At 63.1% G+C, this 16,175-nt stretch carries 13 protein-coding genes, 2 tRNA genes and 1 other RNA gene; 10 read left to right on the forward strand and 6 right to left on the reverse strand.

The window, feature by feature from the left end; genetic code table 11:
• Positions 1 to 314, reverse strand: a 314-nt coding sequence (locus ACHFFR_RS05230; RefSeq protein WP_394263224.1) for a DUF3263 domain-containing protein, incomplete at its 3' end; no start/stop codon positions are given.
• A gap of 91 nt (positions 315 to 405) precedes the next feature.
• Here ACHFFR_RS05230 and ACHFFR_RS05235 point away from each other — a divergent pair.
• Both ACHFFR_RS05235 and chrA read left to right on the forward strand, forming a co-directional pair.
• Positions 406 to 1,074, forward strand: a complete 669-nt coding sequence (locus tag ACHFFR_RS05235) for a uracil-DNA glycosylase (protein ID WP_394263225.1) — start codon at positions 406 to 408, stop codon at positions 1,072 to 1,074.
• A 79-nt stretch (positions 1,075 to 1,153) separates the two neighbouring features.
• Positions 1,154 to 2,362 carry a chromate efflux transporter gene (gene chrA, locus ACHFFR_RS05240; RefSeq protein WP_394263226.1) on the forward strand — a complete coding sequence of 403 codons (1,209 nt, stop codon included), beginning with the start codon at positions 1,154 to 1,156 and terminating at the stop codon, positions 2,360 to 2,362.
• Between the two features lie 52 nt (positions 2,363 to 2,414).
• Here chrA and ACHFFR_RS05245 read toward each other — a convergent pair.
• The 3 genes from ACHFFR_RS05245 to ACHFFR_RS05255 all read right to left on the reverse strand — a co-directional run bounded on the left by ACHFFR_RS05245 (position 2,415) and on the right by ACHFFR_RS05255 (position 5,395).
• Positions 2,415 to 2,487: transfer RNA gene (locus tag ACHFFR_RS05245), tRNA-Thr, on the reverse strand.
• A 72-nt stretch (positions 2,488 to 2,559) separates the two neighbouring features.
• Positions 2,560 to 3,390, reverse strand: coding sequence for a DsbA family protein (locus ACHFFR_RS05250; protein WP_394263227.1), 831 nt, complete (start codon positions 3,388 to 3,390; stop codon positions 2,560 to 2,562).
• Between the two features lie 88 nt (positions 3,391 to 3,478).
• Entirely contained in the window at positions 3,479 to 5,395 is a 1,917-nt protein-coding gene (locus ACHFFR_RS05255) for a serine/threonine protein kinase (RefSeq protein WP_394263228.1), read from the reverse strand.
• Between the two features lie 245 nt (positions 5,396 to 5,640).
• Here ACHFFR_RS05255 and ACHFFR_RS05260 point away from each other — a divergent pair, with 245 nt between their 5' ends.
• Both ACHFFR_RS05260 and ACHFFR_RS05265 read left to right on the forward strand, forming a co-directional pair.
• Entirely contained in the window at positions 5,641 to 6,849 is a 1,209-nt protein-coding gene (locus ACHFFR_RS05260; protein ID WP_394263229.1) for an ABC transporter ATP-binding protein, read from the forward strand.
• Positions 6,850 to 6,938: 89 nt separating this feature from the next.
• Positions 6,939 to 8,252 (forward strand): DUF4032 domain-containing protein, encoded by a 1,314-nt coding sequence (locus tag ACHFFR_RS05265; RefSeq protein WP_394263230.1) that lies wholly within the window; start codon positions 6,939 to 6,941, stop codon positions 8,250 to 8,252.
• Positions 8,253 to 8,288: 36 nt separating this feature from the next.
• Here the strand turns inward: ACHFFR_RS05265 and ffs are convergent.
• Positions 8,289 to 8,385: signal recognition particle sRNA small type (gene ffs / locus ACHFFR_RS05270), an RNA gene on the reverse strand.
• A gap of 119 nt (positions 8,386 to 8,504) precedes the next feature.
• On the opposite strand from ffs, the gene ACHFFR_RS05275 reads away from it, so the two are divergent.
• Both ACHFFR_RS05275 and ACHFFR_RS05280 read left to right on the forward strand, forming a co-directional pair.
• Complete coding sequence (locus tag ACHFFR_RS05275) at positions 8,505 to 9,485, forward strand: hypothetical protein (RefSeq protein ID WP_394263231.1); 981 nt, start codon at positions 8,505 to 8,507, stop codon at positions 9,483 to 9,485.
• Positions 9,486 to 9,596: 111 nt separating this feature from the next.
• A tRNA-Ser gene (locus ACHFFR_RS05280) sits at positions 9,597 to 9,681 on the forward strand.
• 113 nt (positions 9,682 to 9,794) lie between these two features.
• Here the strand turns inward: ACHFFR_RS05280 and ACHFFR_RS05285 are convergent.
• Positions 9,795 to 10,037, reverse strand: coding sequence for a hypothetical protein (locus tag ACHFFR_RS05285; protein WP_394263232.1), 243 nt, complete (start codon positions 10,035 to 10,037; stop codon positions 9,795 to 9,797).
• A gap of 337 nt (positions 10,038 to 10,374) precedes the next feature.
• Between ACHFFR_RS05285 and ACHFFR_RS05290 the strand changes: the two genes are divergently transcribed.
• The 4 genes from ACHFFR_RS05290 (at position 10,375) to ACHFFR_RS05305 (ending at position 15,973) form a co-directional block, all read left to right on the forward strand.
• Positions 10,375 to 12,966 carry a DNA polymerase III subunit gamma and tau gene (locus ACHFFR_RS05290; protein ID WP_394263233.1) on the forward strand — a complete coding sequence of 864 codons (2,592 nt, stop codon included), beginning with the start codon at positions 10,375 to 10,377 and terminating at the stop codon, positions 12,964 to 12,966.
• A complete protein-coding gene (gene recR / locus ACHFFR_RS05295) occupies positions 12,966 to 13,583 on the forward strand; it encodes a recombination mediator RecR (protein ID WP_394263234.1) in 618 nt (205 codons plus the stop codon). The genes ACHFFR_RS05290 and recR overlap by 1 nt, the downstream gene beginning before the upstream one ends.
• Before the next feature lie 63 nt (positions 13,584 to 13,646).
• A complete protein-coding gene (locus tag ACHFFR_RS05300; protein WP_394263235.1) occupies positions 13,647 to 14,921 on the forward strand; it encodes an aspartate kinase in 1,275 nt (424 codons plus the stop codon).
• A complete protein-coding gene (locus ACHFFR_RS05305; protein ID WP_394263236.1) occupies positions 14,918 to 15,973 on the forward strand; it encodes an aspartate-semialdehyde dehydrogenase in 1,056 nt (351 codons plus the stop codon). The genes ACHFFR_RS05300 and ACHFFR_RS05305 overlap by 4 nt, the downstream gene beginning before the upstream one ends.
• The last annotated feature ends 202 nt before the right edge of the window (positions 15,974 to 16,175 follow it).

A 16,175-nucleotide genomic window follows, 5' to 3' on the forward strand; every position in this document is an offset into this window, starting at 1 on the left:
AGCCGATCCACGAGCACGGGATCGGCACGCCACAACCTCTCCGAATCCAGCAGGTGCGTGAGCAGGAGGTGATACTTCAGCGGGCTCATCTTCATCACTCGCCGAATCGCCTGATCGCGGGTCTTTCCGTGGTGCCACCACGCCCGTTCGAGCTCGAGGACGCTGGCCTCAAACTCGCTTAGCTCGCCCCCGCTTAGCTCGCTCTCGCTCAGCTCACCCTCGTTTCGCTCACCTTCAGACCGCTCAATGGACGCAGCATTGGGCTCGGCCGGTGGGAGATCGGGCTCCACGTCAAATTCCTCGCTGCGAATCATGGTTCCAGCCTACGGCCCGGCACCGACGAATTCACATCGCGCACTGCCCTGCCCGCGAGCGCGCGGCGAGCACCTCGGCTACCGTGGATTCATGAGCAATTTGCGCGACATCATCGATCCCGAGTGGGCTGCGGCTCTGGAGCCGGTGGCCACCGACATCGCCGCGATGGGAGATTTCCTACGCGAGGAGAACGCCGCCGGCCGCGGCTACCTCCCCGCCGGCGCGAACGTCCTGCGGGCGTTCACCTATCCACTATCCAAGGTGCGCGTGCTCATCGTGGGGCAGGATCCATATCCGACGCCGGGGCACCCCATCGGGCTTTCCTTCGCCGTGGACTCGGACGTGCGCCCACTCCCCCGATCCTTGACCAACATCTATCGCGAGCTCAACGACGATCTTGGCATCCCACCAGCCGAGCACGGCGACCTCACGGCCTGGTCCGAGCGGGGCGTCATGCTCTTGAACAGGGTGTTGACCGTGCAACGCGGCCTGCCGGCGTCGCACCGCGGGAAGGGATGGGAGGCCATCACCGACCACGCAATCCGCGTTCTCGCCCGCCGCGACCAGCCGCTCGTGGGAATCTTGTGGGGGCGAATGGCTCAGGAACTCAAGCCCTTGCTAGGCGCGACCCCCGTCATCACCTCGCCGCATCCCTCACCGCTATCGGCGAGCCGCGGCTTCTTCGGCTCCAAACCGTTCTCTCGCACAAACGCCCTGCTGGTCGAGCAGGGCGCGGAGCCGATCGACTGGTCGGTCTGAGAGCGCCGATCACGCCCGGCCACCTCGCGTTCACCTTCCCGCCGTATGTTGACGCATGTTCACATCGTGAGGAGATGCCATGGCTAAATCGGCGGCACACCCCACCGCGCCAGAGGGCGGCGTGGGCGAGGTTGCCCGCGAATTCTCGCGCTTGGGCGTGACCTCCTTTGGCGGCCCGGTCGCTCATCTCGGATACTTCCGCACCGCGTTCGTTGAACGCCTGCGCTGGATGTCCGACCGCGCCTACGCTGACCTCGTCGCGCTCTGCCAGTTCCTACCCGGCCCCGCATCGAGCCAGGTTGGCATGGCGGTCGGGCTATCGCGAGCGGGCTACCGCGGCATGGCCGTGGCGTGGGCGGGCTTCACCATCCCCTCCATCATTGCGCTCGTCCTCTTCGGCTACGCCGTCGATTCCCTGGGAGACATCTCAAACGCTGGGTGGATCGCCGGCCTGAAAGCCGTGGCCGTCGCCGTCGTCGCCCACGCCCTGCTCGGCATGGCGAAGAACCTTGCCTCGGACCGCGAGCGCGCCACCATCGCAGCCGGCGCGATGGTGTTCGTGCTGCTTGTGCCCGGCGCATTCGGTCAGGTCGGCGCGATCGCTGCGGCCGGCGTCGTCGGCATTTTGTGGCTGCGTGCGAAGATCGACGACGCCGATGCCCACCTTCCCCTACCCGTCCGGCCCGCGGTCGGCATCGCGAGTCTCGTTCTGTTCGTCGCGCTACTTGCGGCAGTGCCGCTGCTCGTGACGATCACGAATAGCGACGCGTTGCGGCTCTTTGACGTGTTCTACCGCTCCGGCGCCCTCGTGTTTGGCGGCGGCCACGTGGTGTTGCCCCTCTTGCAGGCGGAGATGGTCGAGACCGGCATGGTCGGCGTGGAAGAGTTCTTGGCCGGCTACGGGGCGGCGCAAGCCGTGCCGGGCCCGCTCTTTACGTTTGCTGCCTACCTTGGCGCGCTCAACGAGGGCGGCCCGAACGGAATCCTCGGCGCAGCCATCGCGACGGTCGGCATCTTCTTGCCAGCCACGCTCCTCGTGCTCGGCGTGGCGCCCTTTTGGAACCGCGTTCGCCAGATCCCACTCATTCGGCGCGCGCTCCTTGGCGTGAACGCGGGCGTGGTCGGCATCCTCGCCGCAGCACTCTACGATCCGGTCTTCACCAGCGGAATCACCGGGCCGGTCACCATGGCGATCGGCGTCGCCGCCTTCATCGCACTGCACTCGTGGAAGCTCGCGCCCTGGATCGTCGTCGTTCTTGGTGCACTGGCTGGATGGGTGTTCCTCTAGGCACGCGGCCGCCCGGCAGGGCGCATCGCGCGGAGTTTTCGGGCATGAAAAGAGCCCCCTGTCAGACTCGAACTGACGACCTTCGCTTTACAAGAGCGGTGCTCTACCAACTGAGCTAAGGAGGCTTACCTAGCGCCTAGGCGCGAGGACTTTTCATAGTGTGCCAGATAAGGGCATTAATGGCCAAAGTGCTGGCGTTAGTTCGCAGGAGCACCCGCTTCGATCGCGGCGTTCAGAACTCCGCCGACGTCACCGGTCTCGAGCCAGGATTCTTCCACCTCGCCGTTCACCTCGAGGGTCGGAGTTGCGCCGTGGCCCTTGTCGCGGAACGCCTCCGTCGCATCCTTCGCCACCTGCTTCCACTCATCCGACACGATCGACGCGGGAAGATCAGCGACGACGTCCTCAGCCACTCCCACCGATACGGCGATCTCCGCGATCTCGGTTTCAGTTGGGGCGTTGCCGCCTTGGAGCACGACCTCGTTGGTCTTGTCGAAGAGCGCCTCGTTGAATGCGAGCGCCTGATCGGGCGAGTAGGTGGCCACGTAGAACATGGCGGCCGTCATCTGGTCCGAGATCTGATTGTTCAGCGTTGCCACAGGGTAGATGCGCAGAGCCATCTGGCCCGAGGAGATCAGCTGACGGTAGGTATCGGCGTATGCCGATTCCAAGTGGATACATCCGGAACAGGTGTAATCGGAGTACACGGATAGCATGCCCGCATCCGCGACAGGCGTGCCGGCAGCGCCGGTTGCGTCAATATCGATGCCGAAGTCATCCGTGACATTCGCGAGCTGCGCCGAGCGAACCTCGCCGTCGAAGTTAGTTGCCGGGTCCTCGTCGTCGCCAAGAATCTGCATCACAGCAAAGACAATGAGCGCACACGCAACAACGCCTCCAAGGATCATGAGCCACTTGTTGCGCTTCTTGCGCTTTTCTTCCTGCTCGCGCAGGATGCGCGCCTTTTCGCGTGCAATTTCGCGCTTTTCCTTCTTCGTGGGATTGTGCGATTGCCGTTTATTTGCCATTGGGATTCCTCTGTTCGTGGACCTGCGGAAATCTAATCACAGGCACCTGCATTTATCTATGGCGATCTCTCGCGCTCCTCGTTGAAACCTAAATTACATTAACGCCGGACTGGCTGACAACAATGACCGCCGCCATGGCGACGACGAGGAGGATTGCCAACCAGAACAGCCGGTAGCCGGGCGTCGGGCCGATGCCCTCCATGAGGAGGCGTGCACCCTCGCGGCCATTGCGGTTCGAGCTGATGAACCAGGCGACGACCATGCCCACCACCAGCCCGATTGGCTCAAAAAGCTCCGGCTGGGTAAGGGAAAACACTTCCAGTGCCGCAATCGTGGCCCAGGCGAGGGCGCCGCCAACGGCGAGCGAGATGGCGCTGCGCGCGAGCGCTCCGATGAGGGTCAGCGGCAGGCGAATGAGCGCTCCCGCGACGTCCCCCGAATACGGGCCGCCATGGGCGACACGGCGATCCTTGAGGTCGCGGCTCGCTCCGCCGATCATCGACACGACCACCACGAGGCTCGCAAAGACGATCGCGGCGGGCACCGTCCACACCAGCGAGAAAATCGCGATGATGACGCCGGTGAGCAAGACGTGCAGGCGCGCCTTGCGGGCGGGGCGGAACCAGTCCGGGAGCCGCTGCGGGGCCGCCGGATCGAACGGGGCGATCGCCTGGTCCCACTGCGCACCCTGCTGGGCGTGCCGGCCGACGGGAAGCAACTCGCGGGTGTGTGGGTCAAAATCCGGTTCGGCGGCAGGGCGATCGAAAACAGAGGTGCGGGAGGGGCTGGTGGCAGGCAGCTCCGCCGTGGTCGGCTCGTTGGGGCCGAACGCCTCCGGCATCTGCTCAGATCCCGGCGGGCCGTAGGAGTGCGCACCCAGATCGTATGGCCGGGTCGACAGCTGATCGCGGCCGCGATCGTAGGTCGGCCCCGGCTGTGTTTGCATACGAGTTCTATCGACGCCGAACGGAGCCGTGACCTGCCCGGTCTCGAGTCCGATGGGCTGGGTAGCGTCGACGCCTGAATCGCCGGCATCCCAGTCGGTGTCGTCGCTGTCATCGCCGTAGTCATCGAGGTCTTCCTCGAGCGTGTCCTGCCCGAAGCCCGTGACGGGACAGCCCGATCCGTCAACCGAGGACCCGGTCACGAGGGGGCTGGCCGCAACTGCCGCGCCGCTCGCCGCCGAGCCTGCGCTGGGACGTGCCCGGACGGCGTCGTCGGGTGAACTGGCGATGGTCTCAACAAGCTCGCCGAAGGAAATCCGGCGAGAGCTCTCGGGATCGAGTGCGCGCCGGAACGCGCGTTCGACCTCGGAGCTAAGGCCGGGAAGTCGGGGTTCACCGCTGAGGACGCGATGCATGACGGCCGGCGTGGTCTCGGCCTTGTAGGGTGCGGTGCCGGTGGCCGCGTAGGCGAGGACGGCCGCGAGCGCCCACCAGTCCGCCTTTTCGTCGGGTGAGGCGCCACGGATGACGCGCGGATCTGCCCAGCCGGGTGTGTGCGTGAGGGAGCCCGTGCGGGTCATGCGCAGATCGTCGCCGAGCTGGGCGATGCCAAAGTCGATGAGCACCGGGCCGTCCGCGCCCATCATGACGTTCGAAGGCTTGAGGTCGCGGTGCAGGACGCCCACCTCGTGGATGGAGCGCAGCGCCGCCGCGAGTTCTTCGCCGAGCTCTACGAGATCTGCACGTTCGTATCGCCCAGAATCTCGCACGTCCGCCTCGAGGGTCGGGCCGTCAATGAGCTGCGTGACGATGAAAACCTCGTAGTCCTCAGTCTCGGCGTCGAGGATCTGGGCCACATACTCGCCGTGAACGCGCTGGAGCATGCGAACTTCGCGGCGCAATCGCTCACGCGATGCCGGGTCCGCCGCCACCTCGGGATGCAGGAGTTTCAGGGCAACCTCGCGCCCGTCGGCGTCGACAGCCTGATACACCGCGGACATGCCGCCGGAGCCGATTCGTTTCACGATCTGATATCCGCCGATCGTTGACCGTTCCCCCATTCCACCTCCTTGCAACAAAATCCCGGGTTTCCGTTCATTTCATACTGTTTTCTGGCGTTTCCTGCAAAAATGTGGCGCATACCGCTTGCAGCGCTTCATACAGGCCAATTCTAAAGTGCGTGCAATATGTAACAATACTAGGGATGCCTACATAGACGTCGGCATCGTGTCAGAGTTGACACACTCCGGCACCTTTCACAACGGATCGTCCGGCACGTACCTGCCGGTGGAGGGAACCATTAAAAATGGCGACTGTTACATTTGACAACGCATCACGCGTTTATCCCGGATCAACCACTCCTGCTGTTGATTCTCTGAGCCTCGAAGTCACAGACGGCGAGTTCCTCGTGCTTGTTGGCCCGTCGGGCTCTGGAAAGTCTACGGCGCTGCGCATGCTCGCTGGCCTTGAGGATGTCAACTCCGGCCGCATCTACATTGGCGACCGCGACGTCACCGACGTCACCCCGAAGGATCGCGACATCGCGATGGTCTTCCAGAACTACGCCCTGTACCCGCACATGAGCGTTGCGGACAACATGGGCTTCGCACTCAAGATTGCCGGCGAGGATAAGGACGTCATTCGCCAGCGCGTCGAAGAGGCAGCACGTATCCTCGACCTCGAGCCCTACCTCGAGCGCAAGCCGAAGGCCCTCTCGGGTGGTCAGCGTCAGCGCGTGGCGATGGGCCGTGCGATTGTTCGTAAGCCGCAGGTCTTCCTCATGGATGAGCCGCTGTCGAACCTCGACGCGAAGCTCCGCGTGCAGACCCGTACGCAGATCGCCTCGCTGCAGCGTTCGCTCGGCGTCACCACCGTGTACGTCACCCACGATCAGACCGAGGCTCTGACGATGGGCGACCGCATTGCGGTTCTCAAGGACGGCATCCTTCAGCAGGTTGCGTCCCCGGCCGAGATGTTCTCGCGCCCGGCCAACGCCTTCGTTGCCGGCTTCATCGGATCGCCGGCCATGAACCTTGGCGACTGGACCGTTGACGGCAACCGCGCCGTGTTCGGCGATGCGTCGTTCGATCTGCCCGAGGACGTTCTCGAGGCCGTGCGCGGCGATGGCAAGGTCACGATTGGCCTGCGCCCCGAGGCTCTCGAGCTGTCGAAGGAAGACACGGGCGTGCCCGTCAAGGTCACCTTCGTTGAGTCCCTCGGTTCGGATGCTTACGTGTACGGCACGATCGTTGGCGCCGACCGCGAAGAGGGCAACTTCGGTTCGGGCGACTCCTCGGAGACGCTCGTCATCCGCATCGAGCCCTACGACGTCCCGGCGGCAGGCGAGGTTGTGTACGTGCGTCCGCGCGGCGAGTACACCCACTTCTTCTCGACCTCCACGGGCGAGCGCATCGATTCGTCGGTGAACGAGTTCTCGATGGCTGACGTGGACAACGCGGGCGCCGAGCCCGCCATCCAGGACGAGGCCGAGACGGACGAAGCCGTCACAGAGTAAATTTTTCTCGACTATTTGATCACGACGCCGGGGCTCAGGTTCGCTAACAGAGCTCCGGCGTCGTAATCTTTAAGCGGTAAGGAGGTGTCATGATTCGACCGTTGCAGATCACGTCTGCGCAGGTAGAGCCCGCGTTGCTCGATTTGCCGTGGGCGACCCCACTCGAAGAGTGGCCCTCCGACGTCATCGCCGCGCTCCCGCGCGGTATCTCTCGGCACATCGTGCGCTTCGCCCATCTGGACGGCCAAGTGGTGGCCGTGAAGGAGATCGGTGAGACCGTCGCGCACCACGAGTACGAGACCCTGCGCGATCTCAATCGTCTGGACGCACCGTGTGTGGAGCCGCTGGCTGTGATCACCGGACGCTTCGACGATTCTGGCGAACCCCTCAACGCCGCGCTCGTGACGAGGCATCTGGACTTTTCATTGCCATATCGCTCGCTCTTCGGGCAGACGGCAATGCGCATCGATACCGTGCGCAGGCTCATTGACGCGCTCGCGGTTCTGATCGTGCGCTTGCACCTGCTTGGTTTCTTCTGGGGTGACGTCTCGCTGTCGAACACGCTGTTCAGGCGCGACGCCGGTGAATTCTCCGCCTATCTCGTTGATGCGGAAACTGGCGAGCTCGAGGACAACATGTCGGAGCGCAAGCGCCACTACGACATCGACGTTGCTCGCACCAACATCATCGGCGAGCTCATGGACCTTCAGGCCGGCGGGATTCTTGATCCCGAGTTCGACTCGATCGCCGTCGGCAACCGATTCTTCGAGCGCTACAAGGAACTGTGGGATGAGCTGACCAGCGAGGAGTCCTTCCAGTCGAGCGAGCGCTGGCGCGTGGACGCGCGTATTCGACGTCTGAACGATCTCGGATTTGAGGTTGGCGAACTGTCGATGACCACCGATATTGGTGGCACGACGCTCTCGATCCAGCCGAAGGTTGTGGATCCCGGGCATTATTCGCGCAAGATGATGCGCCTCACCGGCCTCGACGTCGAGGAGATGCAGGCACGGCGCATGGTCAACGACATCGAGTCCTACCGTGCGATCACGGGCAAGTCGAATGTGCCGCTCGAGATCGTCGCGCACGAGTGGATCATGAATGTGTATGAGCCGACCATTCAGGCCGTGCCCTACGAGTTCCGCACGAAGCTCCAGCCCGCGCAGCTGTTCCACGAGATCCTCGAGCACCGCTGGTACATGAGCGAGCAACAGGGCCGCGATGTACCCATGTCCGAAGTCGTGGATTCCTACGTGACCAACGTGCTCGCGCACCGGCGTGATGAGGCACGGCTGATCGGGCGCAATGACGACGACGCGCTTGGCGACGGCGAACTTGCCGGCGATGAGCTTGCCGGCGATGAGCTTGCCGGCGAGCATGGCGACGGAATGCCCTCAGAATAGACGCAGTGGCCTCAGAATAGACGCGGTGGCCTCAGAATAGAGGACTCCCCACGCACCCGTCAGAGCCCAAGTACCCTTGCTGCATTCCTGCCCTGGGGGAGTTCCTCAAGATAACGTCACGTGGGGAGCCGTTAGCGATACTACCATTAAAAAAGTTTCATTGACGTGTCATGAATGTGAACCACGGCATCGGTTAGCGTAGGGATATCCGCAGTGATGCGGATAGTTATCACCACCTAGCAAAGGCATATCGTGAGCACTACACGCGGATTTAAACACAGGCCCTTACCTTTTATTTTGCTTGCCGGTCTGATCGGCATTGCCCTCACCGTAGTCGGCGGATTGATCGCGCAGGAGCGCAACATTGATCAGTACGCTGCCCAGCAGGTGGATCACCAGATCGACTGGATCACGAACCACCCCGAGCCCTACGATCCCGCTGGCGAGACCACACTGGCCGATTGGGTGGCGAACAAGGTCGGCCGAACTGGCCTCGATCGAAGCGACATGGTCTTCTCCGTCAACACCGCCGGAGAGGACGTGACCAAACTCGGCTCGGGCGTGCCGGAGCTCGCACAGTCTGGGCTCCTCCTCGACGCCGACGCACGCACCCAGATCCTCACGCCCGGCGAGGGCCGCGTGAGCTCCGCCGTCGGCGACTTCTACCACCGCACGGTGAACTTCAACGTGGGTAACGAGACGGTGGCGCTCGCGTCGCTCGTCTACCTCGGAGGCCTCGAGCAGGTGCAGGACCAGACGCGTAACTCTATGGCTCTCTTGGGGCTCGGCGGCTTCCTGATACTCGCGCTGGTGGCTGCGAACTTGCTGGGTGGCAAGAGGGTCGTCGACGCCGATCAGGTGCCTCACGACGACGATCCGGACGAGACCCGCCGCGGGCAGGACACTGGAAGCGCAATCAGCGCCGGTAGCGCCCCGCGCCGCACATCCGCACTTGGCGCAATGCCGGCGAAGCACGAGCGTGACGATCTCGCTGACCGCTCGAAGATCAACACCGGCGATCTGGATTACGATGCACGCGATCTTCCCGCGGAAAGCGAAGAGCTGGCGCCAACCCAACGCCACGACGTCGCGCGCGAATCAGACGCAACCGACGTCGACGCACAAGCCACGGACGAGCATGACCCAGTTCGCGACGACGCACCCGCCGAAGTGCGCGCCTCGGGCGTGTGGTCATGGGCAGAGGATGAGGATCGCTCCGACTCTCAGCGGTAGGCGCGCCTCGATTGAGAGCAAGTCCACCGCTGTTCAAGGGCTGTTGATTTCCTAAATACCTTGTCTTTACGTAAAATGAGGTGGCGTTCGGGTTCCTCGGAACTCGACCGAGGAGGATTCGCCTAGCGGCCTATGGCGCTCGCTTGGAAAGCGGGTTGGGTTAACGCCCTCGGGGGTTCGAATCCCCCATCCTCCGCAAAATGCCCCGTTTCTCGGTTGAGAGACGGGGCTTTTCGCGTCGCATCCGGACGTGGGCGTAGCGATCGAACCTCCGTTAGCTGTTCGACCTCATTCTTGTATTGGCCCGTATTAGCCGTTATCGCTCCGGTTCGGATTCACCTGAGACTCTTGTTGGCCCCATGCCGGATCCATACCTGTGCTCTGAATGGGCATTGCTGGTGTGGGCTGACCAGGTGCGGGCAGTGGAGGCAAGACGTAGTCCCCAAGAGCGTCAATAGTTGTCCCCGCACGGAATACGCCGATCGAGAGCGCAACAATACCTACTAGCGAGCACAGGCCGGCCACGATGAAGAGCGTTTCTGCGGTGCTCATGTCCGGATAATAGTTAGTAGTCAGCTCTGAGTTGTAGACGTAGAGGGCAAGAGAACTCGTGGGCTTCTCGTGATTTCGTCACTAGCCCTAACTCTGACAGGTTCGTCTAGCGTTGACCTATCGTCGTCGTCATAGCGAGGTCGCATGCTCATGGGCTTCACCAATTCTGCGTGTCAATTTCGGCGTCTCATTGGCTTCGCCATATTTTGAGTATAGCCCGGTGAACAAGATCGCGTTTTCCCGGCGACGGCGATGTGGAAGGGCTACACCGCTGCCGAGAATCGCCACCTGTGCACAGACGAAAAAGTGTCGGAGCCAATTGCGTAGACTAAGGGGCGTGAGTATCGCCCTATATCGTCGCTATCGGCCCGAAACGTTCCAAGAAGTGATCGGCCAAGATCACGTTGTCCAGCCATTGATGGCTGCGTTGGAGGCGGGCCGAACCACGCACGCCTATCTCTTCTCCGGTCCGCGAGGCTGTGGAAAAACGACATCCGCGCGCATCCTGGCGCGCGCCTTGAACTGCGTCGAATACCCAACTGACACACCGTGCGGAACGTGCGATTCGTGCGTGGAGCTGGCGCGAGACGGCTCCGGCTCACTCGACGTAGTGGAGATGGACGCCGCCTCGCACGGAGGTGTCGACGACGCCCGCGAGCTTCGCGAGCAGGCCGGCTTCGCGCCGGTGCGTGATCGATTCAAGATCTTCATCATCGACGAGGCCCACATGGTCACGAATCAGGGCTTCAATGCCCTGCTCAAGCTGGTGGAGGAACCGCCAGAACATGTGAAGTTCATTTTTGCGACCACCGAGCCGGAGAAGGTCATCGGCACGATCCGCTCGCGCACGCACCACTACCCCTTCCGCCTCGTCCCCCCACTCGAGCTCGAGAACTACCTCGCGAAGCTCGTGAACGCCGAGGGTGTCACGGCCGGGCACGATCTTCTCTCGCTCGTCGTGCGCGCGGGCACCGGATCTGTTCGCGACACGCTCTCGGTTCTCGACCAGATCATCGGCGGCTCCGAAGGATCCGTCCTCGATTACGACCGCGCAGTGGCGCTCCTTGGTTACACATCCGCGAATTTGCTCGACGACGCCGTGGCGGCAATCGCCGAGCGTGACGGTGCCGCGTTGTTCGGCGTCGTCGATTCAGTGGTGAAAGCCGGACATGACCCGAGACGATTTGTGGAGGACTTGCTCCAGCGCTTGCGAGACTTGGTCATCATTTCGTTGGCAGGCGACGAGGCGAAGGACGCCTTCGTGTCCGTGCCGGAAGATCAATACGGGCGCATGGTCGAGCAGGCGACGAAACTCGGCGCTGAGCGCGCTTCGCAGTGTGCTGACCTGACGAATGAGGCGCTGACCGACATGGCGGGTGCCACCGCGCCACGCCTCCAGCTCGAGTTGCTGTGTGCGAGGCTGATCGTGGCCAGGCCCGAGGGCATCGCCGCTCGCTCGCACGTGCAAAATGAGCCGGAGCAGCCGTCGGCTGCGGTCGCCGAGAACTTGGCGAAGTATGCAAAGCCCACTGAGCCGCAGCAATCGGGTCAGGGAGCTGAGCGCGGCCGGCGCCAGGAATCCACAATGGATCCACGCACGAGGCCCATGCCCTCCATGCCGCAACTATCCGAACCATCCGCGCGGCCGACCGGCCCTGCGCAGGGCGGTCAAGAGCAAGACAGCCAGGCTCAAGGTGGTCAGGCTCAAGGCGATCAAGCTCAAGGCGATCAGGCTCAGCCAGTGGCGCAGTCAGCCCCGCCAGCCGCGGAGCCATCCGACGCTCCCGCCGCGCCGGGATCAGGACCTCTCGACCAGATTGTTGCCGCCTGGGATTCAATCCGATCTGACCAGAGCCTCTCTCGCATTGCCGTCGCGCAGCTCGAGGCGGCCAACGGACCAGTTGCGGTTGAGGACGACGTGCTGATCATCGGCTTCGACCAACCCGGCGTGGCCAACGCGTTCTCGGCGCGGGGCGCCCGCGAAGTCGCACAGGTGCTGAGCAACAGCCTCGGTCTGAACCTCCGCGTGGAGGGACGGTCAGGAGGCGAGAGCACGGCCCCAAAAGCTAGCGCCGCGCGGGTCGCGGCGCCCGAGAAGCCGCCAGCCCTCCGCGAAGCGCCCACGCTGCGCGCCGTGCCGTCCGCTGACTCGGCTGATGCTGACTCGGCTGATGTTGACTCGGCTCAGCCCATTGTTGACTCGGCTCAGCCCGATGCTGACTCTGAGTCTGCGCCGTCGGTCGACTCCGGAAGCAACGACTCGGATGGAAGCACCCCGGATCACACTGACTCGGATAGCACTGACTCGGATACCACTGACCCGGATAGCAGGGACTCAGAGGTGCTTGGATCTGCAGCCGAGTATTTCCCCGGCCCGCCCCCGGCCACCTTCCCGGGAGGTCAGGGGCCTAGCACGTCCAGCGACGATGTGGGCGCGCCCGCCCGCGCAGACGAACCCTACGATCATCGCGCCGCCATGATGGAGGCAGACGCCTGCGCCGTCTTCCCCGACTCTACACCGTCTGCGCCTTCCGCCCCCAGCGCCCAAGAATCTAGGCCATCGGCCGACAGCCGATCGCCATCGAGCACGTCAACGCCGAGCGCGTCAGCACCGCGCCCATCAACACCGAGCGCACCTTCAGCCGAGTTCGAAGACTTCCCCATGCCCCCACCGTTGGAGGACCCCTTCGAGCACACCGTCAAAGGAAGCTGGGCGCAGTCGAACCATAACCCGTACCCGACCGCCGTCGTCGACCCTGATGACGACACCTTCGACAACTACGACGAACCGTCCGATAACGAGGACGATTCTGACTGGGAGGGCGCCTCTGCCGACGACCCGGAAATCTCACACTCCTCGGTGGTGGGTCTGCAGGTGGTGTTGGACCGTTTCAACGCTAAGGTGATCGAGGAACGGATGGAGGACTAATGGTTGGAGTGTATGACGGCGCTGTCCAGGCGCTCATCGACGAACTCGGACGCCTGCCCGGCGTCGGGCCAAAGAGCGCGCAACGCATCGCATTTCACCTACTCGAAGCTGACGACGCCGAGGTCCAAGCACTCGTCGACTCCCTCGAAGCCGTCAAGTCAAAGGTCAAGTTCTGCGAAGTCTGCGGAAACGTCTCGGAAGAGGATCGCTGCCGCATCTGCGCCGACCCGCGCCGCCTCGACTCCATCGTCTGCGTTGTCGAAGAAGCCAAGGACATCGTGGCCATCGAACGATCGCGCGAATACCGCGGCAAGTATCACGTGCTCGGCGGCGCCATCGACCCCATCGGCGGCGTCGGCCCCGAAGACCTGCGCATCCGCGAACTATACGTGCGCCTAGGCAACGGCGAGGTCCAGGAAGTCATCCTCGCCATGGACCCGAATGTCGAAGGCGAAGCCACCGCCACATATCTCTCCCTGAACCTTTCACACATGAACGTCATCGTCTCGCGCCTTGCCTCCGGCCTGCCTGTGGGCGGCGATCTGGAATATGCGGACGAAGTGACCATTTCCCGCGCAATCGAAGGACGTCAGCGGATTCACACGCCCAGCACCTGAGAGGCTTTGTCTCACACAGCGTCGCTGAACTACGATGAAAAACACGTTAAACAAGGAGTTGAAGTGTCACTCATCGTGCAAAAGTTCGGCGGCTCATCCGTTGCCGATGCCGAGAGCATTCGGCGCGTTGCTCAACGCATAGTCGACACGCACAAGGCAGGCCACAAGGTCGTCGCCGTCGTCTCCGCCATGGGAGACACAACCGACGACCTCATCGATCTGGCCGCATCCGTCACCGAAGAACCCTCCGCCCGCGAGATGGACATCCTGCTCACGGCCGGCGAGCGGATATCCATGGCACTCCTCGCCATGGCCGTCACGGACCTCGGAGTTCCCGCGCACGCCTTCACCGGACAACAGGCGGGGCTGCACACCGACACGTCGTACGGCGCCGCGTCCATCGTCGGCGTCGTCCCCGAGCGTATCGCCCGCACAATCCAAGACGACGAAATCGCGATTATCGCCGGCTTCCAAGGCGTCAACCAGCAAAACGACGTCACGACCCTCGGGCGCGGCGGCTCCGACACGACCGCCGTCGCCTTCGCTGCCGCGTTGCGCGCAGACGTGTGCGAGATCTATTCCGACGTCGACGGCGTCTTTACCGCCGACCCGCGCGTGGCCTCCGCCGCCCGCAAGATCGCGGCGCTCACCTACGAAGAGACACTCGAGATGGCCTCCCACGGCACAAAAATCTTGCACCTGCGCGCGGTCGAATACGCCCGCCGCTACGACGTGCCCCTACACGTACGCTCATCGTTTTCACATAAAGAAGGGACGTGGATCGTGAACGAATCCGCCCGCAACCGCTGGGAGGGCAACAACGAAGCTCCCATCATTTCTGGAATCAGCCACGACACCTCGCAGGCCAAGATCACGGTCACGGGCGTGCCGGATAAGCCCGGCGCCGCCGCCCGCATCTTCCAGACCGTGGCCGACGCCGGCTCGTCGATCGACATGATCGTCCAGAACGTGCCGGTCAACATGCCAGGCACGGCAACAATTTCCTTTACTCTGCCAATCACGGACGTCAAGCGCACGGTTCGCGTACTTGAGGCTCAGAAGGAGGATCTCGGTTTCGACAAGGTTTTACAGGACGACGGCGTCGGAATCCTGTCCTTGATCGGAACCGGCATGCGCAGCCATCCAGGTGTGTCCGCGAAGTTCTTCGCGGCGCTCGCCACGGCGGGCATCAACATTGACATGATCTCGACGTCGGAGATCCGCATCTCCGCCGTTCTTGAAGCGGACGACGTCGAGAAGGCCGTCCGCACCGTCCACAAGGCGTTCGACCTTGATGGAGAAGAAGAAGCAATCGTTTACGGAGGTACTGGACGATGAGCATAACCCTCGCACTTGTTGGAGCCACCGGTCAGGTAGGCGAAGTGATGCGCGACCTGTTGGAGAAGCGCGGCACGAAGGTTGATCACGTGCGGTTCTTTTCTTCGCATCGTTCTGCCGGCACGGAGCTGACGTTCAACGGCGAGACCGTGGTGGTTGAGGACGTGGCGAAAGCTGATTTCTCCGGCATCGACATCGCGCTGTTCTCCGCCGGCGGTGGAACCTCGCTCGAGTACGCGCCGAAGTTCGTGGAAGCGGGGGCCGTCGTCGTTGATAATTCATCCGCGTGGCGCAAGGATCCTGAGGTTCCGCTGGTCGTGTCCGAGGTGAACCCGCACGCGCTGGCAGATCGCCCGAAGGGGATCATCGCCAATCCGAACTGCACGACGATGGCGATCATGCCGGTCGTCAAGGTGTTGGACAGGGAGGCAGGCCTGAAGAATATGGTCGTGTCCTCGTACCAGGCCGTTTCCGGTTCGGGTGTTGCGGGCGTCGAGGCGCTTTACAACCAGACCAAGGCGCTCATCGATCAGGGTGACGCCGTCAAGGGGCTGGCCGTCGATGGTCAAGCCGTCGAGCACGCTGCCGATACCGCTCCCTACGTCAAGCCGATCGCGTTTAACGCGGTGGCCCTCGCGGGGTCGATCGTGGATGACGGCTTGTTTGAGACCGACGAAGAGCAGAAGCTACGCAACGAGTCTCGCAAGATTCTCGAGCTCCCCGACCTGCGGGTGGCCGGAACGTGCGTGCGCGTGCCGGTGTTCTCGGGTCATTCGATGGCTGTATCCGCCGAGTTTGCCGAGGATATTTCGGTGGAGCGTGCGATCGAGCTGTTCAAGGATGCGCCGGGGGTGGAATACACCGAGGTGCCTTCGCCGCTCGAGGGCGCGGGCAAGGACGCGTGCTTCGTTGGCCGCGTCCGCCAGAACCACGCGGCCGATGACGCGAACAAGGGCCTGAGCTTCTTCGTGGTCGGCGACAACCTGCGCAAGGGCGCGGCGCTCAACACGATCCAGATTACTGAGCTGCTCATTGAGGAGCTCAGCGCGTAGGGTGCTGAATCTCCGGGTGTAAATCGAGGAGTGCAGCGCGTGGGTTGCTGACTCACGAGGGCGGTGGGAGCTGAAAAGCTCCCACCGCCCTCTTTCATCCACATAATTCGGGATTCTGATCCTGATTGACAGCCACGCCGGTCGGATTTCCGGTTGCCGACGGCCGGATTTCGGGTTGCCGCCGGTTATTCTCTAGCAATGT

This window comes from Trueperella sp., from assembly GCF_043424875.1.
Classification (GTDB): Bacteria; Actinomycetota; Actinomycetes; order Actinomycetales; family Actinomycetaceae; genus Trueperella.